Source organism: Bacillus sp. FSL H8-0534 (assembly GCF_038005885.1).
GTDB classification, from domain to species: Bacteria; Bacillota; Bacilli; order Bacillales; family Bacillaceae_G; genus Bacillus_A; species Bacillus_A pseudomycoides.
In genome coordinates this window covers 164,080-187,138 of sequence record NZ_JBBOUC010000001.1, presented here as the reverse complement: position 1 = coordinate 187,138, position 23,059 = coordinate 164,080, and the positions used below count along the sequence as shown (strand labels likewise).

The window sequence follows — 23,059 nt, the reverse complement described above, 5'->3', positions numbered from 1 at the left end:
TCCTTACTTTTCAAATCGTAATCCCTATACGTTTATCATTCATTGAAACCCTTTACTTCCCTATTTCTAATGTTTTTGCAATAATAGAATAAGAACTATAAACAAAGGTTGGGATTCCATGAACATTCGCGTAACTGATGGGGCAAAAGCCGTATTACATAAATTAAACGCAAATAACAAAAACATCATACGTATTAGAGGTACAATGACAAATTCTTGTAGTATATTTGTTGATGTTGATTTAATTTTCGATGAGTATAATCCAAATGAAATCGCTTATGAAGATGAGCAACTTATTATTCAAACGGATGATTTTACAAAAGACTATATAGGAAATACATTAAAGCTTGATTATAAAATGACAGGTTTTAGTATTACGACTCCTAGCGAAACACTTGTATATGGATTATCAATTAAAAAATGAAGAATGCCCTTGTTTCTTGACTGAAGCAAGGGCATTCTTTATTTTTATCAAGCCTAATAGGGGTCACCATACATCACCATCAAGTTAAGAAATTGGTTGCTCCCCAAAACGAAAAAAATGAAACAGTACAACTATTAATTAAGTCATTTTACTTGCTAAGCTCTCTTTGAGCTCTCATATAGCTTTCCATGATATTTTGATAACTAGGCAGATGTTTAGCAAGTAAAGCTCCAAAACCTTCAACGTCATTTCGCCAGTCACGATGTAATTCTGCTGCAACGCTAAACCAGTTCATTAATTGGACTCCTCCATGAGCCATACGCATAAGGGCAGCATCTGCAACTTGTTTACTAAAAGTCCCTGATGCATCAGTTACAACGAATACCTCATATCCTGCGTTTACAGCAGATAGTGCTGGGAACGCAACACAAACATCAGTAACAACCCCTGCGATAATTAGTTGCTTTTTACCTGTTGCTTCGATGGCTTTAACAAATTCTTCATTGTCCCATGCATTAATTTGTCCAGGCCGAGCTATTTTTGGCGCACCAGGAAAGAGCTCAACCAATTCATGCATTAGTGGGCCGTTCGGTCCGCTTTCAAAGCTTGTTGTTAAAATAACTGGTAAATCAAAAAACTTAGCGGTATTAGCAAGAGCCAAAACATTGTTCTTAAATTCATCAACACCATAATCACGCACTAGGCTGGAAATAAGACCAGTTTGATGATCCACTAGAAGAACAGCGGCATCATTTTTGGAAAGACGAGAATAGAGATCAGACATTTTTATAGTCCTCCTTAAACTAATGTAATAGAAGAAAGTTCATATATCGGTAAATTCTTCTTAAATCTCATTCGCTTGTTACAATCATTTTCCTTTTATTGTTAAGTAATTGATTTATTTCTCAATAAAATGACCATCGATCGTTTAGATAATGAGTTATATCCCTTGGAAAAGGTACCTTGCAGCAGGAGCTACCTTTTCTTTGTTTACACTAAAATAATTTCATGCATCATAATTACAATATAATCAAAATTACTTTTAATAAGGGGATTACTGCATTCTATATTCATAAACTGAGAACCTTACATCAAATTACACTTTTCAAGTTTTCACCTCTCTCCTCTTTCCCCTTTTCTATTTTAGAGCCTGTTTTGATCAATCTTTTTTCAAAAACAGGCTTTTTATATTAGGTAAATCAACAGTAATAGACTTACCCATGATCAAACATTTTTATAAACCAACATAACGTACAGGAAATCGGCCTTTCTCTTGTCGAAATTTACTTAGCGTACAGTGGTCATATATTTTTAAGAATAACGGAAGAATATATAGAAAATGCTACATAAATGTGAAGTTTGATCAACTTAGGGGGGACAACCTTGTTCAATCAGATAGTAAAAGCTGTACCCAATTTATTTACGATCGGAAATTTATTGTGCGGTGTTTTTTCAATTACCATGAATATGAGTGACTATTTGGAAGCAGCCTCCATTTTCATTTTCTTTTCAGCTGTTTTAGATCTTCTTGATGGAAGGATTGCGAGAAAATTAAAAGTGAACAGTGAGTTTGGTGTAGAGTTGGATTCCTTAGCTGATATTGTTAGTTTCGGAGTTGCTCCTGCACTTTTATTTCATTCGATAGCAACACCATCTATTTTAACTTCTTTGGCATTTATCCTTTTCCCAACGATGGGTGCTTTAAGATTAGCAAAATTTAGTGTTAAACCAACCATTGGATATTTTAAGGGATTACCTATTCCAGCTGCAGGATTACCATTGGCTGGTATGGGATTGTTTTCATATAGCAATGCATGGATTACATTAATCCTCGCTCTCTTAATGGTAAGTCCAATTAGGTTTAAAAAACTTTAATTGGGGTCCCGCCCATCGCCATCAAGACTTTATGGAATATCGTTTATTTGAGTAAGACTATAGAAGTATTAAAGAGTAAGTATGATTTCAATGAGGAATTACTAGAACATATTTCACCACTTGGGATGGGAGCATATAAACGGTTCTGTTGCAAAGTTACCCAAAACATAGAGAATCTAGGGTTGCATCGTTAAATGGTTATGCAACCATTAATAATTCCTGTAATTCGTTATACACCGAAAATTGGAAATCGTACTATGATAACAAAATAGGCATTCTATATTTTGAAGTACATTTACAAGGAGGAAATACTACATGACAGTAAGCACTAAACTTAAACAAACTATCGCTGGATTAAAGAGTGCTCAAGCATGCCTAGAAGGATTTGTTCTTGATACTGATAACCAGGAAGCAAAACAATTATATAAAGGTGCAGCACAACAAACTCAAGAAATTATTGAATCTTTAAATCCTCGTCTTCAGCAAATTGAACAAGAAGAGCCTCAGTACAAGTAATAACATAATACCTTTCACATAGAATATCGTCCAAATGGAAGAGCGCTCAGCTTAGATAACGATTATCAAAATGATGATTACAATTAAAGGGTTTCACCACATCACTATCAAGATAAGAAAAGCAAGTGTCCCAAAACAAAAAAATGTACATTTTTTCGTTTTGGGTGTGTTATAAAATTCTTAAGTTGATGGATGTGTGGCGGTACCCCATGTCAATCAAGCTAAAGCGAAATTGTATCCATAATACGAAAAACACCTCCATTAAAATCATAACTGATACTTACGATTTAGAGAGGTGTTTTTTATTGTTTCTTTCTCAGGGGGCACTCCAATAGGAACGGATGACGTATTTTTTCATTTTAGGGAAGATTTTGTTTTATTAGCTTAATAGCATTGAAGTGCCACCGTAATTCCAAAAACCCAAAAAATTATTTTTTAGAGTAAGTTGGGGGTTTTTGAACCAGAAAGGTATATTTTCAACTATAAAAACTATGAAAAAATTCATCCTGTTTTCCTTTTTTGCCTACTTGCTAAATTCAGCAAGTAAAATATTTTTAAAAGGGTCAGGACTGTTAGCTTTACCCATGCTGTTTAAATTGACGGCCAACGTATGCTTGCCTCCAATTGTACCTCCAGCAAAAGTAAGAAACCCTGGAATGCTACCTCCGTGTCCCCATATCGAGACACCGTTTGGAAGCTTAGTTTCAAAGATTCCAAGACCACATTCTCCTAATTCAGCTATTTCTGTAGGAACTGTAGTAAGCATTTGTTTTAGTTGCTGTTCCTTCAGTAATTTGCCACTGAGTAAGTAAGAGAAGAATTTGTTTAAGTCGTCAGCAGTAGAAATCATCTCTCCAGCCGAGCTACCCATACTTGGGTTATAATAAGTAACGTCTTTTAGCTCACTTGCTCCGTCTGGTTGGAAATATCCACGGGCATGCTTGGTGCCTGGAATAACGCTTGAATTGCCAGGTAGGAATGTATTCGACAATTCAAGTGGTTCAACAATCCGATTTTCAATCTCTTCCGCATAGCTGTTTCCAGTTACTTTTTCAATAAGGATACCCAGTAATACGTATCCTGTATTTGAATAAGACCAGCCCTTTCCTGGGGCAAAGTCTGGGGGCAGAGAAATCCCCATCTTTACTAATTCCTCAGCCGTATACGATTTTTTTGTATCCATAAGATCAAAGTCTTTTGATCTTGAGTATTCAGCGATACCACTTGTATGGTTCAATATCTGCCGGATAGTAATCTGTTTATCATCATATCCGTTTCCTTGAATGACACCAGGCAACCATTTTTCGATGGAGTCGTCTAGATTCAGGCGGTTCTCTCCAGCTAATTGAAGTAGAACTGTTGCAATGAACGTCTTCGTCACGCTGCCAATGCGAAAGCGAAAATCTGTTTTCATTGGTTTCTTGGTTCTCAGATCCGCTATCCCAGCGGCATAACTCCACGTTTTTCCACCCTCGGAAGTTTTAGCAAGTATCCCCGGGAATCCAAGTTGCAATGTATCCCGCATTGCTTGTTTGACGGAATTACGATCTCGTTGAGTGCTTGTTTGTAACGAACTAGATACATTTTGAGTGGACTCCGCTTTTACAATTGAGGTTGGCGTTGTGTATAACAGGGAACTTCCAGCTATTAAAAGGGCCAAACTTGCACATGTAATTTGACTACGTGTTTTCATAAGGCATTCCTCTCCTCTATTCATATTGGATAGGTGGTTGCTTGCTGTTTCACACTAACCACACAGCTATCATCTCTACCAGTGACAAAAGGTCAACATTGAATTTGTAATCATCTTCATAATTATTATTTTTACAAACGCTATTCTGTCCTAACAAACGGTAAATCCCTCTTTTTTTACATGTATGTTAACCCCAGAAATTACTTCTTTTCCTTGAATAACATTGGGGTGCCACCGTAATTCCAAAAACCCAAAAAATTATTTTTTAGAGTAAGTTGGGGGTTTTTGAACCAGAAAGGTATATGTTTAACTATAAAAAATATGACAAAATTTATCCGTTCTTCCTTTTTGCCTACTTGCTAAATTCAGCAAGTAAAATATTTTTAAAGTTAGCTTTACCCATACTGTTCAAATTGACGGCCAACGTATGCTTGCCTCCAAGTGTACCCCCAACAAGAGTAACAAACCCTGGAATGCTACCTGTGTGTCCCCATATCGAGACACCGTTTGGAAGCTTAGTTTCATAGATTCCAAGACCATATCCGCTGATTTCAGCACTTCCTGTAGGAACTGTAGTAAGCATTTGTTTTAATTGCTGTTCCTTCAGTAATTTGCCACTGAGTAAGTAAGAGAAGAATTTGTTTAAGTCGTCAGCAGTAGAGATCATATCTCCAGCCGAGCTAGCTATACTTGGGTTATAATAAGTAACGTCTTTTAGCTCACTTGCTCCGTCTGGTTGGACATATCCACGGGCATGGTTGGTGCCTGGAATAACGCTTGAATTGCCCGGTAGGAATGTATTCGACAATTCAAGCGGTTCAATAATCCGATTTTCAATCTCTTCCGCATAGCTGTTCCCGGTTACTTTTTCAATAAGGATACCCAGTAATACATATCCTGTGTCTGAATAAGACCAGCCCTTTCCTGGGGCAAAGTCTGGAGGCAGAGAAAGCCCAATCTTTACTAATTCTTCAGCCGTATATGTTTTTTTGGTATTCATCATATCAGCGTCTTTTGACCTTAAGTATTCAGCGATACCACTTGTATGGTTCAATATCTGCCGGATAGTAATCTGGTTACCATCATATCCGTTTCCTTGAATGACACCAGGCAACCATTTTTCAATGGAGTCGTCTAGATTCAGGCGGTTCTCTCCAGCTAATTGAAGTACAACTGTTGCGGTGAACGTCTTCGTCACGCTGCCAATGCGAAAGCGAAAATCTGTTTTCATTGGTTTCTTGGTGCTCAGATTCGCTACCCCAGCGGCATAACCCCACGTTTTTCCACCCTCAGAAGTTTTAGCAAGTATCCCCGGGATTCCAAGTTGCAATATATCCCGCATTGCTTGCTTGACGGAATTACGATCTCGTTGAGTGCTTGTTTGTAACGAACTAGATATATTTTGAGTGGGCTCTGCTTTTACAATTGAGGTTGGCGTTGTGTATAACAGGGAACTTCCAGCTATTAAAAGGGCCAAACTTGCACATGTAATTTGACTACGTGTTTTCATAAGGCATTCCTCTCCTCTATTCATATTGGATAGGTGGTTGCTTGCTGTTTCGTACTAACCACACAGTTATCATCTCCACCAATGACAAAAGGTCAACATTGAATTCGTAATCATCTTCATAATGATTATTTTTACAAACGCCATTCTGTCCTAACAAACGGTAAATCCCTCTTTTTTCACATGTATGTTAACCCCAGAAATTACTTCTTTTCCTTGAAACACTCTTGTTAACTGGTTTGTTTTTCATATATAAGTCATATCTGTTCCGCCTTTCATGCTTCTTTATATTTTGATCATACACAATGAAAATCTCTTTTTCCTTACCTATTCCTTACAAATCCCTTACGTTCAAAATAGCTTCTATAATAGGGTAGAAGAAGTATCTGTGCCTGAAAGTTCAAAGTATTTCCCAATAAATATATGAATCAAAAAGAAACACAGAGGTTTTTCACTTCTATGTTTCTTTTTTTCGTCCTTTAAATATTAAAGATTTGGTTTACTCTTAACAGGGTGAATTCCGGCTCTTTTCTAATGTAATTTTTCTTCTTGCGATACAACACAAATGACATTGTGCTGCATGAAACACTCCTAACGTTGTTAAAATCACTTGTTTCTAAGTGGAATTTCATTTAACCTAGGGGGTACTCCATATTCATCAGCTTAAGAAAAATAAACGCCCTCAAAACGAAAAAATAAGCTGACTTTTCAAAGTAACTACCTGTAAAAAAAGAAAATGTTCATTTAGGGGGTATATTAAAACCTTAGCTTGATGGCGATGTGGTAGGATCCCCTTATGAAAAAATAATGAAGGGATTAACTTAATATAAGAGAATTAGTAGAACTAGGTAGTCGATTTATTACATTTGAGGCCTGAGTTTTAGCACTACTTTGGTTTTTAACTTGAATAAATCAGAAAAAAATTATTAGGAGTGTGGAGAGCATGTTTCATGCAAAAGACGTCTTATCCGATCAGTTATTAGCTAATGCTAATGATCCTAGCTGGTACCTTCCATTTTCTGACTCAGTCGAAAATTTGTCAGAGGAAGAAGCATTTTGGAAGCCTAACGAAAATTGTAATAGTATTGCTGAAATTGTGCAGCACCTACTTTATTGGAATGAAACATGGCAAACTAGGTACCAAAAATCTCATGTTAATGCTGTACCTTCCATAGGTGATAATAATAAAAGTTTTATAATTCCCGAAAATAAAAGTTTTAGTAACTTAAAAGAACGACTTTTAGAGGTGTTGTTACAATGGCAAGATTTATTAACGGAAGAAAAAGTTGAGAGTGAAGTAAATGGCTTCCCTGCACATGCGAAGTGGTGGGAGATACTTGGAAATGTATCCACTCATAACGCATATCACATTGGTCAAATCATCTTTATTCGAAAACTGCAAAATAGCTGGAAAGTGAATGTTGTTAAAGTGTAGTCATTTAAACATGTAGTTAATATTCATTTATTCAATTATATCAGCTAATATAAGTCAATACTTTTGGCTTAATATTGATTCATAAGTAATGGTACAATAAAAAAAGGCATGACAAAGAGACTTCAAAACAACAATTTGAAGTTTTTTCAATTAATGTAATTATTAATTATTTGTCATGCTATGAAACTCTCTTTATGCTTGAAAATGGCATAAATCCAATGTAATAGCTTGTTGGCGTAGGCTATTATCGCTACTTTGTGAGGTTTTCCCTCACTTCTTTTTTTGTCGTAAAACTCTCTGAGTTTGGTGTTTCGATTATTCGTTAATCCACACTGAACGGCTGTATATAAAGCTTGTCGTAGCTTGGAAGAGCCTCTTTTCGTGATGCGGCTTATGGTAGCTGTAAACTTACCTGATTGATAGATCCTGGGGTCAATTCCTGCATAGGTCACTAGCTTTTTAGGGTGACTAAACTGCTTGATTCCCCCGATTTCGGAGATGAGCGTAGCCGCAATCTTACATCCTACTCCCGGTATAGAACGGAGAATCTCATACTCTTCAAACTGCATGGCTAATTCATCAATCTCTTGCTCTAGGATGGATAGAAACTCTTTTTGTTGAAAAAGCATTTGGATGTACATCTTTAAGGTCACTAAATGGCTCTGATATAGGATTTTCTTAAATGGGGTATCGTCAGGAAAATGCGGATTTACAACGTTAAGGAAATTTCAATATTAAAAAGAGATTGAGTTACCAGTTCTATTTATAACAACTTCAGGAGTGCCTTGTAATTTTTTTACTTCTATAAACATTTTTAAGTTATACACAAAAACCATGCTTTGACATCGTCTAAAGCATGGTAATTATTTGAACTAATATAAAACTGCTAAGTTGATTTTTTTAGCTCATCTATTTATTGAATTCATTAACTGGAAGAAGTATTCAGGGTTATGAGTCTTATTTAAGTTATACCATGCATGTAATGTATCAGGTGCAAATACATCTAATTTTTTCAGTACTTCCATCGTAAATTCCAGAGGTGCTACTCCTGATGCAGTAACCAAATTCTCACCAGATACCGCAGGTCTCATCTCATAAAATTTTTCTCCTTTATAATTAGGACAGACCATTTTAATATACTCTAAGTCATTGCTTGTGTGCTTTCTAAAATCTAAGTATCCCATATTCGCGAGGGCCTCAGTTGCACCACAAATTGCAGCAACAATAGTGCCAATCTTTAAGGCTTCATCAATTTTTTTTAAGATAGGTTGATGAATATCTTCTCTCCAAGTATTCCCTCCAGGTAAGACTAAAAGGTCTTTACTCTCAAGAGTACATTCATCAAGGGACATATCTGGTTGTATGCTCAGCCCTCCCATCGTAGTAATACCTTCTTTATTCGTTCCTACTGTAACTACTTTTAAAGGTGCTACATCTTTTTTGAAATATCTTCCTGAGTTTAATTCAGCAATTAAATACCCATATTCCCAGTCTGACATTGTATTAAATACATAAAGATAAACCTTTTTTGTTTGCATCCAATAACACTCCTATCACTATTGATATAGCCTATTATAATATAACTTCCCTGACAGATAACGTCAGGAAAGTATATTACTTGATGAAATTTTATTAATTCCGATATTTTTAACAGAGACTTATTGCACCATATGTCACCTCTAGGTTGGGAACATATTAATTTACTTGGAGAATACCATTTTAATTCAGAAAAAATGGTCTCGTTAGATTCTTTAAGACGCTACCCCATTTAGGAGTGAAATCATGGGTATTTTTGGTGCGAAAAATCCAAAAGCAATAACTGATAACAAATTCACATGGAAAAATAACGTAATTGAGATTACAGAGGATGGATATTTACTTACATCTGGAATCATTGGGATTGTTCGTATCCCAGTTCGCCATATCGAAACAGTTACATACACAATGAATCCATTAAAACCATCTATAGACATAGATATAAATTTAATCGGTAAAGGTGTAGTCCTTGGTAAGATCATCGTGGGAATGGATTTGAAAGATGAAGTCCAAGATTGGCTACTAGAAAGAATTGAAGAATAATACACGTATCTTGGCTGAACCACGTAAGGGTGTCTTTCTTTATTTCTTAAAGGACCTGCTCATATATTGTTTAAAAACATAAAGTAATGTGTATCCGTTAAAACACATGTGCATCCCAGTTGGCCCCTCTTACTCAAGGAGGAAATATTATGAGCTTTGGTGGTAGTTGTGGTGGTTTTGGTGGCGGATTCGCTTTACTAATTGTGCTGTTCATTCTATTAATCATTATTGGATGCAGCTGTTCAGGTGGCGGATTCGGTTGCTAGTTAAGATCAGGCACTCATTAGAGTGTCTTTTCTTTATGGGGTACAGTTCACCTGTACGCTAAGAATCCGACTTTTTTAAGGGATGGCTTGTTAAACTAAACCCCATTATTGTAATAGACGAATGCTGATTAATGAATTTTAGCCTTGCGGATACCATCAAATACACTGATTGCCGCAGATAACATAAAGAAGAAAATTGCACCGCCAACTATCCGCGATTCAAGTTGTTTAGTAGTAATAGTGAATAAATCAGCTGTATACGTAATAAAATCTTGGTTCATTACATTTGGATTCGTTACTATCACAATGAATACAATGGTTCCAATAAGCTGGAAAGCTGTATTAAATATTGCTATTCCTTTTGTCCATTGTCCCTTAATTAATTTATAAATAGATAATACTATTTCTAAACCGATTACAACAAGAACGATTGGGCAATACTGAAGCAATACATCCTGATTAAGAGCTGGGGCCGCAAAATCAAGTCCGTGTGTACTACTTCGATATATACCTACAAGATGATTTGCGTAAAAATAAACTGTTGCCCAAATAGCAGTCCATAATAAACTTCCAAATACTTCGAATTTCGTGATGACTTTTTTCTTAGGAATATAAGGTGTGTTTTTTAAATCATCAGCTGTCCATTTGGTAAACTTTGTTGTGAATGGGTGACTTCCTTTCGAATGATTTACTCGTTCAATAAGCGCGAAAACAAGTGTCAGCCAGAAAAAGACGTGCATACCTACTTCAACGATTCTCCCTATACAAAAACCAATAATATCAAAACCCACACTAATTACTGCTTCTTCGCCATGATACCCTATAAAATATTCGGGAATGATCGAGATTAGAGAAATAATAGCAGCAATCGGTAAAATCATTTTTAATAACGTAACATATGTCTCAAAATAGTGAGGACCAATAAGATGCATTGGTTGATCGCGGTATTTACTAGCTAATATAGCGGGATTCCCTAATGTTTCAAGAACCCCTTTTATATTTTTTTCACTGTAATCATCAAGTAACATATCCTCAATGGTTGATCTTAACTCGAGAGCAATATCTTCACGATTTTTTTCAGGCAGTCTTCGAGTCACTTCTTGTATATAAATCTCAATTAGATTCATCATCTTTCTCCCCTTTTAACACTTCTAAGAGTTTTTTAGAATTGTCCATCCATTCCCTTTTTAACTGTAAAAAAATCTCCAAACCATATTCGCTTAGAACATAGTACTTACGCGGTCTACTCTCAGATGTATCCCAACTACTTGTTACTAACTCTTGTTTTTCTAAGCGGCGTAGCAATGGATATAAAGTACTTTGATCAATGTTAATACCTGACTGTTCCAACAATTGAACAAGTGAATATCCGTACTGGGGCTTTTGTAATTGACTTAAAACAGCTAACGTCAAAGTTCCTCTCCTAAGCTCTGTCGTTAATGAATTCAATAAAGTATCCATTCATTCACCTCTTTTCTTGGTGTATGTTATACGGTATATGTTTTATACTATGCGTCATACACCATTATTGTTCCAACATCAATGTAAAAAAATAATTCGGTAAGAAACACATAAAAATACAATATTTTTCGAATTATATTTAGGTTAAAATAAAAAGAATCCACAAATTAGGTAGTCTAAAACGTGGATTCCTTTATTGGTGTTGGCTTAAGTATATTTCTTCTCTATCCTAACATATATATCCAATCTAGTTTCCTTAAAAAGTACCGAAAACGGCCGTTTATGGGACTTTATTTATTACCACTGTACAGCTATATCTATTTTATTTTTTACTTTTAGAAGGTATTATACTCATAAATCTAGAAGGTAAAACAACATACTTTTGCCAGGAGTGATTTCATATGAAAATACTAGAACATGAAACGTAACAACCGTATATTGTAATTAGAGGTCCTCCTCCTGTTTATTATATTCACCCTATTTTGAATATAGTAAACAGGAGGATTTAACATGAAGAATGATAAATTATTTTTCACCTTATTAGAAAATGCAAACGCAAGCTTTACTGGATGGGATTTTTCCTTTATTACAGAAACTGATCGTATGAAGAGTCAATTACTTTCTTGGTCCTACGGTAGCATGGCCTTTTCCCTTATTCAAAACACGAATTCTATGCTTGATATGGGAACAGGTGGTGGAGAATTCTTATCCATGTTAAGACCATTCCCTCCTTCTATTTATGCGACTGAAGGGTATTCTCCAAATATCCCATTAGCAAAAAAGAATTTAGAACCTTTAGGTGTAAAGGTTGTAGAAGTAACCAATGATGAGACTTTACCATTTGATGATGGACAATTCGATTTGATTTTAAATCAACACGAATCCTACTCTGTTTCCGAAGTAAAAAGGATCCTTTCTCCAAATGGCATCTTTCTTACGCAGCAAGTAGGTGGCTTAGATTGTGCGGAAATCAATGAAGCACTAGGAGCACCACTCAATTCTGAATTTACAAATTGGAATTTAGAAACTGCTCTAAGTGAACTCGAGCAACATGGTTTTAAAGTTTTAACATATAAAGAAGAGTTTCCCGTTCAAAGGTTTTATGATATCAGTGCTCTCGTCTATTATTTACAAGCAATTCCTTGGCAAGTGCCTGATTTTGAAACTGAAACATATGTAAATGAATTGTACAAAATACATCAACTTATCCTACAAAAAGGGTATTTTGATGTGAAACAACACCGTTTTTTTATTAAAACGGTAAGAATATCATAATAAAAGAGTCCTAACAGGTATGCTCCATTACCTTTTAGGACTCTTTTTCGGATGAATTGTTATTCTAAGATCTTAGCTTTAGAAAAAGGATAATACACAAATTCTACTTTACACAATGTAAAAGACTGAATCATAACAATTATAACGAATACAAGCAAAATAAGTTTGTCCCACTCTTTTCTAGTAATCTGCTCCATGACTTTCCTTCATCCCCTAAAATGCCTCACTGTCCTGTTATTCTATGTAAATGTAAAAATCTTTTATTGCTGTTTATTCGGCTGTTCCATAGGCACTGGATTTCCACCCACTCTTTTCACTTTCAAATCAAAATATGCGTCTAAAATTTCTCTTCCAATTTTAGAATTAATCCCTGATTTATCATCGTTTACCCATGGTACAACAACAGAAAATGCCACTTCTGGATCAGAGTCATAAGGTGCGTAACCAGCTAAGGTTAAATTATAACACTTTTTTCTATCTCCATTTTCATCCTTACCTATATTACTATCACCACCATACACTGTTTCTGCTGTTCCTGTTTTTCCAGCAGGCTTATACGGTAGATTTTGAAAGTGTGCTACACCGGTTCCATCGCCTTCTTGAAACACTTTCTTAAATCCTTCTTTCACTTGATTAATATAGGATATGTCCATGTCTACACGATTTAAGATGACCGGTTCCATTGATTGAACTACCTTACCTATATCCTCAGCTTTATTCGGTTGCTCTCTAATTTCTTGTACAATTTGTGGTTTCATACGATAACCACCATTCGCAATCGTCGAAATATATTGCGCAAGCTGAAGCGGTGTATACGTATCATATTGACCGATTGAATAATCAAGTAAGAATCCTGGTGTATTATCTTTTCTTCCACGTTGTCCCGCAGTCTCATTGGGTAAATCAATCCCCGTTGGAATGCCTAAACCAAATTGCCCAAAATGATAACGCATTTTATTAAAAACTTCTTGTTTCACATTTAACGGACTATTCGGTACGTAATCAATCCCCGCAATCTTTAAAGCTGTGTTAAACATATATACGTTAGAAGATACTTGTAAAGCTCTGACATCATCAATATCACCAAAATCTTTCCATGATTTCTTTGCTTTTGTTGTCCCTTTAAATGTCATCGGTGCATCGTAAAAATGAGTAAATGGTTTGATCGCACCCGTTTGATAACCTGTTAGTAGCGTAGCTCCCTTGACTGTTGAACCTAATTCATATGAACTTGTCATTGTACCAAGGGCATAATCCTCTACTTGAATATTTCCATCTTTATTTACTAGTTTCTTTCCTGAAATTGACAAAAGTTGTCCGTTTTTAGGATTCATCATTACCACAAAGGCACGATCCAACATTGGTTCTACAGCTTTGAACGCCATTAAGTTTTTTTCAATGCTTTCCTCAACTTTCTTTTGCAATTCCATATCAATTGTTAGCATTAAATTATTGCCACTTCTCCCTTTCGTAATTTGTTCAGTACGAAGTATTTTCCCTTCTTTATCTGTAATATTTTTCGATTGCGCTTTCATACCATGTAGGGCGTCTTCGTATTGCTTTTCAATATAACTCTTTCCAACCCGATCATTGCGGTTATAATCACGAACTAAATAATAATCTAATTGCTCTTTCGGTAGTCCTTCATCAGCACTTGAAACGTTTCCAAGTACTGAACGAAGTATTTTATCATATGGATACTCACGTTCCCAATCTACGGTCGTATCCACACCTGGAAGATTTGCTAAATTTTCACTAATTACTGCATATTCTTCTGGTTTTACATCTTTTTTTATTATTTTAGGAGTCATATTATATCCTGCATTCATTTTACTTTTAATAGCTAATACTTCTATATCTTGTGGGGTAAGTTCATTTAACTCTTCCGCTGTAATTCGCTCACGTCTAATTTCTTCCACCTTTTTATCTAATTCTTTTCCCTCTATTTTTTTTACTCTTAATTTATTTTCATCCTCCTTTGTAACCTTTTCTGCTGCACGTTTCTTATGTAATTGCATCCAAAAATCTTTCTTATCTACCTCGGTTAACTTATTTATAGCCTCCTGCGGCATTTCAATCATCTTCGCAAGTTGTCTTGCCGTATTTAAAATCTCTTCTGAATTAACACCTTTCATTTTTGTATATGTAATTGTCCGTAATGGTTTATTGTCAACAATCGAGTGGCCTTCTCGATCAAAAATTTTCCCACGTGGAACGGGAGTACTAACCGTTAAATCTCCCTTTTTTTCCACCTCATTTTTATAAGTCTCACCATCAATAATTTGAACCTTACCTAATTGAACAATAACAGTTGAAAACATAAGAAATACAAAGAAAAACAACACATTTAATCGGAAAGGAATATGGGTTTTCTTTTTCCGTTTCTTTTTCTGTTCTTTCTTTTTCTGTTCTTTCTTTTTCATTATGCTCTCCTCTTTCTATGGTCTAAAGTATCTTTATCTTATAAATAACAAAAATTAAACCATACTTTCTCATCCGGATATAAAAATCTCCTCTATTAATAATATTAAAGCACATAGATAATATAATTTATAGTATTTTTAAAGAAAATTAAGAAAATTTAAACTCCAAAAAACCGAGATAAATACCTCTTATCTCGGTTTTCCTACATCATTTAAAATCGATCTACAAACTGCCCGATTTTTTGCTGAAAGATATAATCAAAATAATACTCTTGACTCGTTAACTCTTCATTTACTAAAATAGTCGTTGTCCCTACTTCTCTTTTTGCAATTTGCGGGAACGATGCAACCGGCTGCACTTTTAATGAGGTTCCCATAACAAGTAATACATCCGTTTCATATAAACGCTGTATTGCATTTTGATATTGTGGTAATGTATCACCATATAAAACGACATCTGGATTTAAAATAAAATTACATGTTTCACATCGTGGTACCTCATGGTCTATCATATATTGCAAATCATATTTCGTTTTGCATTTTGGACAATGGGCCGTTTGGAGTGTACCATGCAAATCTATCACATGCTTACTCCCTCCTAATTGGTGCAGACCATCAATGTTTTGTGTTAACACCACAATATCTTTTCCTTGCTCTTCTATACTTGCTAAAAATTGATGCCCACGGTTTGGTTTGTATTGATGGAAAGTATTAATTTGAAATATTTCTTTGTAATGCTTCCAAAATTCTTTTGGATTACGGTTATAATATCCTCTAGATAAGTACATTTCAACTTTAGCATCTGCATATAAACCATTGGCTGAGCGAAAATCAGGAATGCCACTTTCTGTACTTGCACCAGCACCTGTTAATACCGTTATCTTATTTGCTTTTTCTATAACAGAACGAACTTCTTCATATTGCTGCATTGCTCTCACCTCTATGTATAATCCTTCCTTTATTATAACATTTGTCCATAGCAGGTGTTGTACTTTTGTTTAGTGTGTGGTCCCGCCACATTCTATAATATCCATTTCTACCTCTAATGCGATCCGTACCAATAATTCAATTCCAGTTGTAATAGTTGAAAGCGACATACTCGGTTGTCCAGGATGCTTACTTGCTTGCTCTGGCAAAAACGGAATATGTATAAAACCACCACGAGCCCCGTTTTCACTTTTTGCTAAAATGTCCATAAGTCCATAAAAGAGATGATTACAAACAAATGTACCTGCAGTTTGAGAAACAGAAGCAGGTATTCCTTCTTCCCGAAGTTTTTTTACAGTAGCTTTTATAGGAAGTGTAGACCAATACGCAACGGGCCCCCCTTCTACAATAGATACATCAACCGGTTGGTTTCCTTCATTGTCAGTGATTCTTGCATCATCTACATTTATTGCAACTCGTTCCACTGTAATATCTGGACGTCCTCCTGCTTGCCCGATACATATAACAAGCTCCGGTTCTATTTCTTCCATATAAGACTTTAACGCTTGTAATGATTTATGAAACACAGTTGGAACTTGTTTACTAACAATCTTGTAATCTCCAAAGCTTTGTCCATCAAGCTGCTTTACAACTTCCCAGGCAGGATTAATCTCCTCTCCACCAAAAGGTTCGAACCCTGTTAACAATACTGTCTTCATCATTCCCACTCCTTACTAAAATCGATATACGAGCCCATACATGATGAACATATTAATAACAAAAATGGTAATAGCAATTGGTGCTTGGGCTTTAATTACCGCATTTTTATCTTTTAATTCTAATAGCATCGCTGGTACAATATTAAAATTTGCAGCCATTGGTGTTATCAATGTACCGCAGTACCCTGCAAACATTCCAAGTGCGGCCATGATCGCTGGATTACCACCATGCATTTGAACGATAAGCGGTAAACCAATTCCTCCTGTAATAACAGCAAATGCGGCAAAGGCATTCCCCATTACAACTGTAAACAACATCATACCTAAACAATATGCCATAACAGCAACGAATGGATACTCTGTTGGCAATACTTGTCCTACTAAATCCGAGACAACTTGACCCACACCAGACTTTGCAAAAATACCGCCAAGCGCAGCTAACATTTGTGGTAAAATAACTGCCCAGCCGACAGCTTGTAATAATCTGCTTCCCTCTTGTACAGGCGCTGTTATTTTTGCTTTTGTGATTCCCATTGCTGCTACAAAAGCAAGCAATGCCCCAAGAGCTAATGCAATTAATGTGACTTTCTCAGGATCAACAAGAAATACATTTCCAAACTTTAGCTTTCCTAAAGTTAAAGTACCAATAATCGTAAAAATAGGAATTAAAATAGCGGGCATAAAAATTTTATTTCTCAGTTTTTCTGCATGTTTCACTCGTTCTTCAGTAGGTGCTTCTTTTTCATTGGACTTCGTTACTTTATTCAATGATGCTAAAATGACCATTGCTAATACAATACAACCGATATAAAATGATGGAATCATATTTCCAAATAAAAATGTAATAGAAAATAATGCCCAAAATAAACTAGAACCAAAGCGATTTGGATGTTGACGATCAAAAGCGACACGAATCGCGACAAAGGCAACAATAATACCTAATAAATAATAGATTGTATCAAGTGTAATAATATTCATCCTATATCGCCTCCTTTTGTTGGCTTTCTTCTTTTTTCATCGTTTTTTCAATATACTTATCGAATTGTTTAAAACGAATCCAACTTACAATAAAAGCTGAGATTGCCGTAGGAATTCCCCAAAGCGCCATATCCCACACACCAACATGCATTCCTACAGAATCAAAGAATCCTTTCATTAATAGAATCGCTCCTGTTGCGATAAAAATATCTTCACCAAAAAACCATGCCGTATTTTCAGCTGCCGCTGCATTCGCTTTAATCTTTTCTTTTAATTTTTCTGGTAGTTTTCCATAACGTCCATGAGCTGCACCTTCTGCCATCGGTGCAACAAGAGGCCTTACTGTTTGAGCATGTCCCCCAATATTTAGTCCTACCGCTGCCGAAGCCTCACGAATTGTAAAATATGACATTAATACTCTACCAGTCGTTGCTCCCTTAGATTTTGATATCAATGCTTCTGCACGTTCCTTCAGTCCATATCGTTCTAAAATTCCAATTACAGGCAAAGTTAATAATATTGGCATAGACATATATCGGTTTTCTATAAAAAACTTTCCAAACATACTTATGACATCATAAAAACTCATCCCCGCAACCATACCAGTAACAATTCCTGCAACCATTACAACCAATAACGTATTAAGGCGAAATAAAAATCCAACAGCTACAAGCAATATTCCAATTAGTTTCAACATCTATGTATCTCCTCCTTATTCTACTTTGGTGCACAAATAGAAATATCATTTAATCTAAATGTTCTGTATATTCTTTCTGCAAATTGAACTGCATGCTCACCATCACCGTGTATGCAAATTGTTTGTGCATCGATATTGATAATCTTTCCACCAACTGCTTTTACATTTCTTTCCTTAACCATCTGCAACACTTGTTCAATTGCTATATCTTCATTTTTTATGAGTGCATTTTCTTCTGTTCGGCTTGTTAATGTTCCATCTAATTGATACGTACGATCGGCAAATGCTTCCTGCACGAGTTTCAGTTCATATTTTTCAGCTGCTTGTATAAATTTACTTTTCGCTAATCCATACAGAAATAAATCTGGATTTATATGATAAATTGCTTTTGCAATTGCATCCGCAATCTCTTGATCAGTGGCTGCCATATTATAAAGTGCACCGTGCGGTTTTATATGGTGCATCCTTCCTCCTGCCGCTCTTATAAATCCATCTAATGCCCCTATTTGATATAAAACATAATCATAGACCTCTTCTGGCGAAATATACATCATTCTTCTACCAAATCCAATTAAGTCCGGAAACCCTGGATGTGCTCCTATTTCCACATTGTGGTACAACGCTTTTTCAACAGTTTGACGCATGACAGTTGGATCACCAGCATGAAAACCGCATGCAATATTTACTGATGAAACAAACGGAAGAATTTTATCATCGTTTCCTATCTTATATGCACCAAAGCCTTCTCCTAAATCACAATTTAAGTCAACGGTAACCATACGCTATCTCTCCTCCTGCTTTACGCTTGTAAAGCGATGAACTTCTTTAATAGATTCATATTTTGTTCTTTCTCGATGTAAAGCTCCGTCGCTTCTGTTATAGAAGTCTTTGCAAACGTGACATAATCACCTGGTTTCAATTGCGCAAGAATAGGTAAATCAACTGATATGACATTACCAATTAACGGATATCCACCTGTCGTTTGTCTATCTGCCATTAAGATGATTGGATGACCATCAGATGGCACTTGAATTGTTCCAAATGTAACTGCACTCGATAGAATCTCAGATTGTTCTATTCTTTTTAATTTTTCACCTTCAAATCGATAGCCCATACGGTCAGCATAATTGGAAACTTTATATTCCTTTGTAAAAAACGACTCTAAACTCTCACTCTTAAATTGATCCCATTCAAAACCTGGAATAACACGAATGATTGGGCTGCGACTATATTTGGGTAGAACAGGATTACATATACCCCAACGTGTTTCTATTCTGTCTTCATCCATCAATTTCTTTATCATACAAGTAGCAAATTTTGATGGTGTACCAATTTGAAAAAGGTCGCCCTTTTTAAGCGCTCGTCCTTCTAGTCCACCTATAGCTGCTTTTACATATGTACTTTTGCTTCCCATACTACTTGCAACATCAATTCCACCTGCAAATGTCACATATGTCCTACACCCAAACTGCGTCTTCCCGAAGCAAAGCATGCTACCTTCTTTCGCTAAAACTGGTCGCCACAATGGAATGGGTTCTCCGTTTAACAGAGGCTCCATATTCGCACCACCAATTGCTAGCAATGTCGTTTTCTTTATAAGAAGCTTTGGTCCCATCATTGTAATTTCTAATCCAGCTTCATTCTCTTCATTTCCAACTAACATATTTATCATTCTTAATGCTGTCTGATCCATAGCACCGCCAACAGGCACGCCATATTGTTGATAGTGATATCTTCCTAAATCTTGAACAGTTGTAAACATCCCAGCATGTAAAACCTCAACATTCATTTCCTAGCTCCCTCCATAACCAGGTACTCTTCCTCTGTTATTGGGATAAAACGTAAATACATTCCGCTCTGCACATATGTAGGCTTTTCTTCATTTGGCTGAAACAACGCAATCGGTGTTCGGCCAATAATATTCCAGCCGCCTGGTGTTTCTAATGGATATATTCCAGTTTGACTTCCACCAATTCCAACTGAACCAGGTGTTATTTGTAGACGTGGTGTTTGTTTTCTAGGTGTTTCTAGCTCTTTGGGCATACCACCCAAATACGGAAATCCTGGTGTAAATCCTAACATATAAACAAAATAAGTCACTTCACTATGAAGACGAATCACCTCATTTGCACATAACCCATGATACGCCGCAACTTCTTCTAAATCAGGTCCATATTTCCCGCCATAACAAACTGGAATTGAAATACAATCATATTGTTTTTGTGTTTTATTTTGATTATGACTAAACAATCGATTCATGTATTCACATACAAACTCATATGGTACTACCTTTCTTTCATTTTTCCTCCATAACTTATATACATCATAGTAAACCGTTAAAGAAGTAAAAGAAGGTACACACTCAACCATTCCAAGAAATGGATTTCTCTTTAATAGTCGATGTAAATTTTGCACATTTTCATATATATCCAAATCAATTGTTTCTCCAAACGTAACAACAACTGCTTGATCCCCTAGTGCTGAAAATTTCATCATATACCTTCCTTTTCACCTATCCAGCCAAGTTCTTTCGAAATTTGATGCGCTGTTTCTTTTACTTTTGTAATAAAGTTTGGAATTGTCGATTCATTATACTCTATTTCTAATCCCGAAATACTAATACCAGCTATTACACTACCATCACTTGCAAAAATAGGGGCTGCAATTGCAGCTGTATGATTCTCAAGTTCCGAATAACTGATCGTATATCCTTCTCTTTTAGCCTTACATAATAGGCTTTGCAACTCTTCTTTATCCACTATCGTTCCATCTGCAAATTGTTGTAATTGCACTTTCTCTATATACTGCATTTGATCGTCTTCCGAAAAATACGAAAGTAAAATACGCGGACATGCTCCGGCATATAAAGGAGCTCGCCGTCCTATCTCTGTGTATACTCTTACTGGTTGATCTCCATCCATTTTTTCAATATAAATTGCCTCATTCGCATCTTGAATAATTAAATTGACAGCTTGACCAAGAGAGTCTCTAAGTTTTTTCATATATGGCTTTGCAATATTTCGTACTGACAATCGCTTCGAAACGAGTTGACCGAACCTTAAAAATACTAATCCAAGCCTATATGTTCCCCTTGTTGTCTTTTGTAAAAAGCCCATTTCTTCAAGCGAACCAATTAAACGGTATACAGATGTTTTAGGCATTCCCGTCTGATGAACCATTTCCGTTAACGTTAGCTCTTCATGTCCATAAAATAGTTCTAAAATATCCATCGTCTTTACTGCCGTTTTATTTACACTCATCTTAGCTCCCCTAAGTTCCGTAATTCGGAACAATAATTCCGTTTTTTGAAACAAACATATAATTTAAAATTATAAAATATTCTTTCTATTTAAACAATATTTTTCTCAAATAAAAAAAGCATTGAAAGTAAAATTCAATGCTTTTTTAACGCGTATACGTAAACTCTCTCTTTAATGCAATGCTCTCACTTGTTGCAGCGGCCAAAATACCGCTTCACCTTTTCCGACAATTTGATCTTCAGAAACAAAACCAAACATGCGACTATCTTTTGAAACTTGACGATTATCTCCTAACACAAACACTTGACCTTCTGGAACTTTTGTTTTCCCAGTTTTTTGTTCTAATGTAAAATCAGGAGTTAATTTCCCTTTCGATACCTCGTCCTTATAATCTGCTAAATATGGTTCATCAACCGCTTTTCCATTCACGTACAATACGTCGTTTTTATATTCAATCGTATCTCCTGGTAAGCCAATTACTCGCTTCACTAAATCATATCCTTCTTTTCCATGAAAAACAATAATATCAAAACGATTTAATCCTTGTACGTTAAAACCAATTTTATTTACAAGTACACGCTCGTTATTTTCTAAAGTAGGCATCATAGACTCACCTTGTACGAGTGAAGGAGTAAATAAAATACCACGTACAATTAAAGCGATTCCTAGCGTAATCCCTATTGTTTTAACCCATGAAACGATTTCTTTTTTCTTGCTTTTCTCCATCTTTTTCCCTCTTCTCTAGTATTATAATGATTTTGTTAATACCACTAGATCTTGTACAGATTTTTGATCTACTTCAGCAAAACAAGATTTACCTTCTCGGACTGCAGTACCAACATGTGCTTCTGAAATTCCTGTTTCGTTCAATAGTCGCTTTATATTTTCTTTTGTCACACCACTTCCAACAATGAGCTGGATATCCCCTTTACTGACTCTTTGCATTTCATGAAGTACAGGTATATTTCCCTCTATCGTCCCTTGACCACCAGAAGTTAAAATATGAGTTATTTTTTCAAAATTACGTAATGTTTTAACTGCACCAATAAGATCATCCACTTCATCTATCGCACGATGAAATGTGATATTAATCCCATCTACAACAGATAATAAATTAGCTAAATTTTTTTCATCAACTTGATTCTGCTCATTTAATACACCTAAAACAACACCTGCTGCACCAAGTTCTTGTGCAATTAAAATATCTTCTTTCATCATTTCAATTTCTTCTGTTGTATATATAAATGACTTAGCATGGGGACGAATCATAACATGGATAGGTATGTTTGCTGCTTTCACCGCTTTTTTTATAAAAGCATAACTTGGTGTTAACCCACCTTCTGTATATGCTGAAATTAACTCAATTCGATTTCCACCAGCTTTTTCAATTTGCTTCACATCTTCTAAACAAGTTGCAATGACTTCGAGCATGAAACTACCTCTTTTCGTACTTTTTCCACATTATTATACCGCAGCATAAATAAGAAACCTAGGTTTCTCATATAAAACATAAAAAAAGGAATT

24 protein-coding genes and 3 pseudogenes are annotated in these 23,059 nt (G+C 35.6%); 8 read left to right on the top strand and 19 right to left on the bottom strand.

All coding sequences use genetic code 11. From position 1 onward, the window contains the following. The first annotated feature begins 118 nt into the window (after positions 1 to 118). Positions 119 to 424, top strand: coding sequence for an iron-sulfur cluster biosynthesis family protein (locus MHH71_RS01090; RefSeq protein WP_006095192.1), 306 nt, complete (start codon positions 119 to 121; stop codon positions 422 to 424). Positions 425 to 572: 148 nt separating this feature from the next. Here MHH71_RS01090 and ycaC read toward each other — a convergent pair whose 3' ends face one another. After that, complete coding sequence (ycaC, locus tag MHH71_RS01085; RefSeq protein WP_018767514.1) at positions 573 to 1,208, bottom strand: isochorismate family cysteine hydrolase YcaC; 636 nt, start codon at positions 1,206 to 1,208, stop codon at positions 573 to 575. A 599-nt stretch (positions 1,209 to 1,807) separates the two neighbouring features. Between ycaC and pssA the strand changes: the two genes are divergently transcribed. The 3 genes and pseudogenes from pssA to MHH71_RS01075 all read left to right on the top strand — a co-directional run bounded on the left by pssA (position 1,808) and on the right by MHH71_RS01075 (position 2,815). After that, positions 1,808 to 2,299: a CDP-diacylglycerol--serine O-phosphatidyltransferase gene (pssA, locus tag MHH71_RS01080; RefSeq protein ID WP_033798950.1), complete on the top strand. Its 492-nt coding sequence runs from the start codon at positions 1,808 to 1,810 to the stop codon at positions 2,297 to 2,299. A gap of 26 nt (positions 2,300 to 2,325) precedes the next feature. Further along, positions 2,326 to 2,440, top strand: a pseudogene (locus MHH71_RS30480) (Tn3 family transposase); the annotation flags it as partial. 174 nt (positions 2,441 to 2,614) lie between these two features. Beyond that, the gene (locus MHH71_RS01075) at positions 2,615 to 2,815 is read left to right on the top strand and encodes a DUF1657 domain-containing protein (protein ID WP_006095189.1); all 201 of its coding nucleotides are present in this window, start codon (positions 2,615 to 2,617) and stop codon (positions 2,813 to 2,815) included. Positions 2,816 to 3,338: 523 nt separating this feature from the next. On the opposite strand, the gene MHH71_RS01070 is transcribed toward MHH71_RS01075, so the two are convergent. From MHH71_RS01070 to MHH71_RS30475, 3 genes and pseudogenes are all read right to left on the bottom strand, one after another. Beyond that, positions 3,339 to 4,508, bottom strand: coding sequence for a serine hydrolase domain-containing protein (locus tag MHH71_RS01070; protein WP_340721919.1), 1,170 nt, complete (start codon positions 4,506 to 4,508; stop codon positions 3,339 to 3,341). 352 nt (positions 4,509 to 4,860) lie between these two features. Continuing rightward, positions 4,861 to 6,018 (bottom strand): serine hydrolase domain-containing protein, encoded by a 1,158-nt coding sequence (locus MHH71_RS01065; protein ID WP_078211685.1) that lies wholly within the window; start codon positions 6,016 to 6,018, stop codon positions 4,861 to 4,863. Positions 6,019 to 6,120: 102 nt separating this feature from the next. Next, positions 6,121 to 6,240: pseudogene (locus tag MHH71_RS30475) on the bottom strand (ABC transporter ATP-binding protein); the annotation flags it as partial. 718 nt (positions 6,241 to 6,958) lie between these two features. On the opposite strand from MHH71_RS30475, the gene MHH71_RS01060 reads away from it, so the two are divergent. Continuing rightward, positions 6,959 to 7,450, top strand: coding sequence for a DinB family protein (locus tag MHH71_RS01060; RefSeq protein ID WP_006095480.1), 492 nt, complete (start codon positions 6,959 to 6,961; stop codon positions 7,448 to 7,450). 173 nt (positions 7,451 to 7,623) lie between these two features. Here MHH71_RS01060 and MHH71_RS01055 read toward each other — a convergent pair. Next, positions 7,624 to 8,136, bottom strand: a pseudogene (locus MHH71_RS01055) (IS110 family transposase); the annotation flags it as partial. A 219-nt stretch (positions 8,137 to 8,355) separates the two neighbouring features. After that, positions 8,356 to 8,988 (bottom strand): type 1 glutamine amidotransferase family protein, encoded by a 633-nt coding sequence (locus tag MHH71_RS01050; protein ID WP_006095478.1) that lies wholly within the window; start codon positions 8,986 to 8,988, stop codon positions 8,356 to 8,358. Positions 8,989 to 9,232: 244 nt separating this feature from the next. On the opposite strand from MHH71_RS01050, the gene MHH71_RS01045 reads away from it, so the two are divergent. Together MHH71_RS01045 and MHH71_RS01040 are read left to right on the top strand one after the other, a co-directional pair. Next, positions 9,233 to 9,529: a hypothetical protein gene (locus MHH71_RS01045; RefSeq protein WP_006095477.1), complete on the top strand. Its 297-nt coding sequence runs from the start codon at positions 9,233 to 9,235 to the stop codon at positions 9,527 to 9,529. A 149-nt stretch (positions 9,530 to 9,678) separates the two neighbouring features. After that, positions 9,679 to 9,795, top strand: coding sequence for a YjcZ family sporulation protein (locus MHH71_RS01040; protein WP_003209912.1), 117 nt, complete (start codon positions 9,679 to 9,681; stop codon positions 9,793 to 9,795). Positions 9,796 to 9,923: 128 nt separating this feature from the next. Here MHH71_RS01040 and MHH71_RS01035 read toward each other — a convergent pair whose 3' ends face one another. Next, positions 9,924 to 10,922 carry an HAAS signaling domain-containing protein gene (locus MHH71_RS01035; protein ID WP_033799008.1) on the bottom strand — a complete coding sequence of 333 codons (999 nt, stop codon included), beginning with the start codon at positions 10,920 to 10,922 and terminating at the stop codon, positions 9,924 to 9,926. After that, entirely contained in the window at positions 10,909 to 11,256 is a 348-nt protein-coding gene (locus MHH71_RS01030) for a PadR family transcriptional regulator (RefSeq protein ID WP_006095475.1), read from the bottom strand. The genes MHH71_RS01035 and MHH71_RS01030 overlap by 14 nt, the downstream gene beginning before the upstream one ends. A 510-nt stretch (positions 11,257 to 11,766) precedes the next feature. On the opposite strand from MHH71_RS01030, the gene MHH71_RS01025 reads away from it, so the two are divergent. Next, a complete protein-coding gene (locus MHH71_RS01025; RefSeq protein ID WP_006095474.1) occupies positions 11,767 to 12,531 on the top strand; it encodes a class I SAM-dependent methyltransferase in 765 nt (254 codons plus the stop codon). Positions 12,532 to 12,791: 260 nt separating this feature from the next. Here MHH71_RS01025 and MHH71_RS01020 read toward each other — a convergent pair whose 3' ends face one another. From MHH71_RS01020 to MHH71_RS00970, 11 genes are all read right to left on the bottom strand, one after another. After that, positions 12,792 to 14,954, bottom strand: a complete 2,163-nt coding sequence (locus MHH71_RS01020; RefSeq protein WP_006095473.1) for a peptidoglycan D,D-transpeptidase FtsI family protein — start codon at positions 14,952 to 14,954, stop codon at positions 12,792 to 12,794. Between the two features lie 212 nt (positions 14,955 to 15,166). Next, entirely contained in the window at positions 15,167 to 15,883 is a 717-nt protein-coding gene (locus MHH71_RS01015) for an NAD-dependent protein deacylase (RefSeq protein WP_018783123.1), read from the bottom strand. Between the two features lie 69 nt (positions 15,884 to 15,952). After that, positions 15,953 to 16,600, bottom strand: a complete 648-nt coding sequence (pcp, locus tag MHH71_RS01010) for a pyroglutamyl-peptidase I (protein ID WP_018783124.1) — start codon at positions 16,598 to 16,600, stop codon at positions 15,953 to 15,955. 15 nt (positions 16,601 to 16,615) lie between these two features. After that, the gene (locus MHH71_RS01005) at positions 16,616 to 17,578 is read right to left on the bottom strand and encodes a DUF979 domain-containing protein (protein ID WP_003198510.1); all 963 of its coding nucleotides are present in this window, start codon (positions 17,576 to 17,578) and stop codon (positions 16,616 to 16,618) included. Between the two features lies 1 nt (position 17,579). Next, complete coding sequence (locus tag MHH71_RS01000; protein ID WP_003198508.1) at positions 17,580 to 18,275, bottom strand: DUF969 domain-containing protein; 696 nt, start codon at positions 18,273 to 18,275, stop codon at positions 17,580 to 17,582. A gap of 20 nt (positions 18,276 to 18,295) precedes the next feature. Continuing rightward, positions 18,296 to 19,054 carry a 5-oxoprolinase subunit PxpA gene (pxpA, locus tag MHH71_RS00995; protein WP_006095470.1) on the bottom strand — a complete coding sequence of 253 codons (759 nt, stop codon included), beginning with the start codon at positions 19,052 to 19,054 and terminating at the stop codon, positions 18,296 to 18,298. Between the two features lie 20 nt (positions 19,055 to 19,074). Continuing rightward, positions 19,075 to 20,064: a 5-oxoprolinase subunit C family protein gene (locus tag MHH71_RS00990; RefSeq protein ID WP_018783125.1), complete on the bottom strand. Its 990-nt coding sequence runs from the start codon at positions 20,062 to 20,064 to the stop codon at positions 19,075 to 19,077. Continuing rightward, a complete protein-coding gene (gene pxpB / locus MHH71_RS00985) occupies positions 20,061 to 20,768 on the bottom strand; it encodes a 5-oxoprolinase subunit PxpB (RefSeq protein ID WP_006095468.1) in 708 nt (235 codons plus the stop codon). The genes MHH71_RS00990 and pxpB overlap by 4 nt, the downstream gene beginning before the upstream one ends. Then, positions 20,768 to 21,535, bottom strand: coding sequence for an IclR family transcriptional regulator (locus tag MHH71_RS00980; RefSeq protein ID WP_018783127.1), 768 nt, complete (start codon positions 21,533 to 21,535; stop codon positions 20,768 to 20,770). Before MHH71_RS00980 ends, pxpB begins: the two co-directional genes overlap by 1 nt. A 171-nt stretch (positions 21,536 to 21,706) precedes the next feature. After that, entirely contained in the window at positions 21,707 to 22,261 is a 555-nt protein-coding gene (lepB, locus tag MHH71_RS00975; protein WP_003207624.1) for a signal peptidase I, read from the bottom strand. Between the two features lie 21 nt (positions 22,262 to 22,282). Further along, positions 22,283 to 22,966 (bottom strand): copper homeostasis protein CutC, encoded by a 684-nt coding sequence (locus MHH71_RS00970; protein ID WP_006095466.1) that lies wholly within the window; start codon positions 22,964 to 22,966, stop codon positions 22,283 to 22,285. Between the last annotated feature and the right edge of the window lie 93 nt (positions 22,967 to 23,059).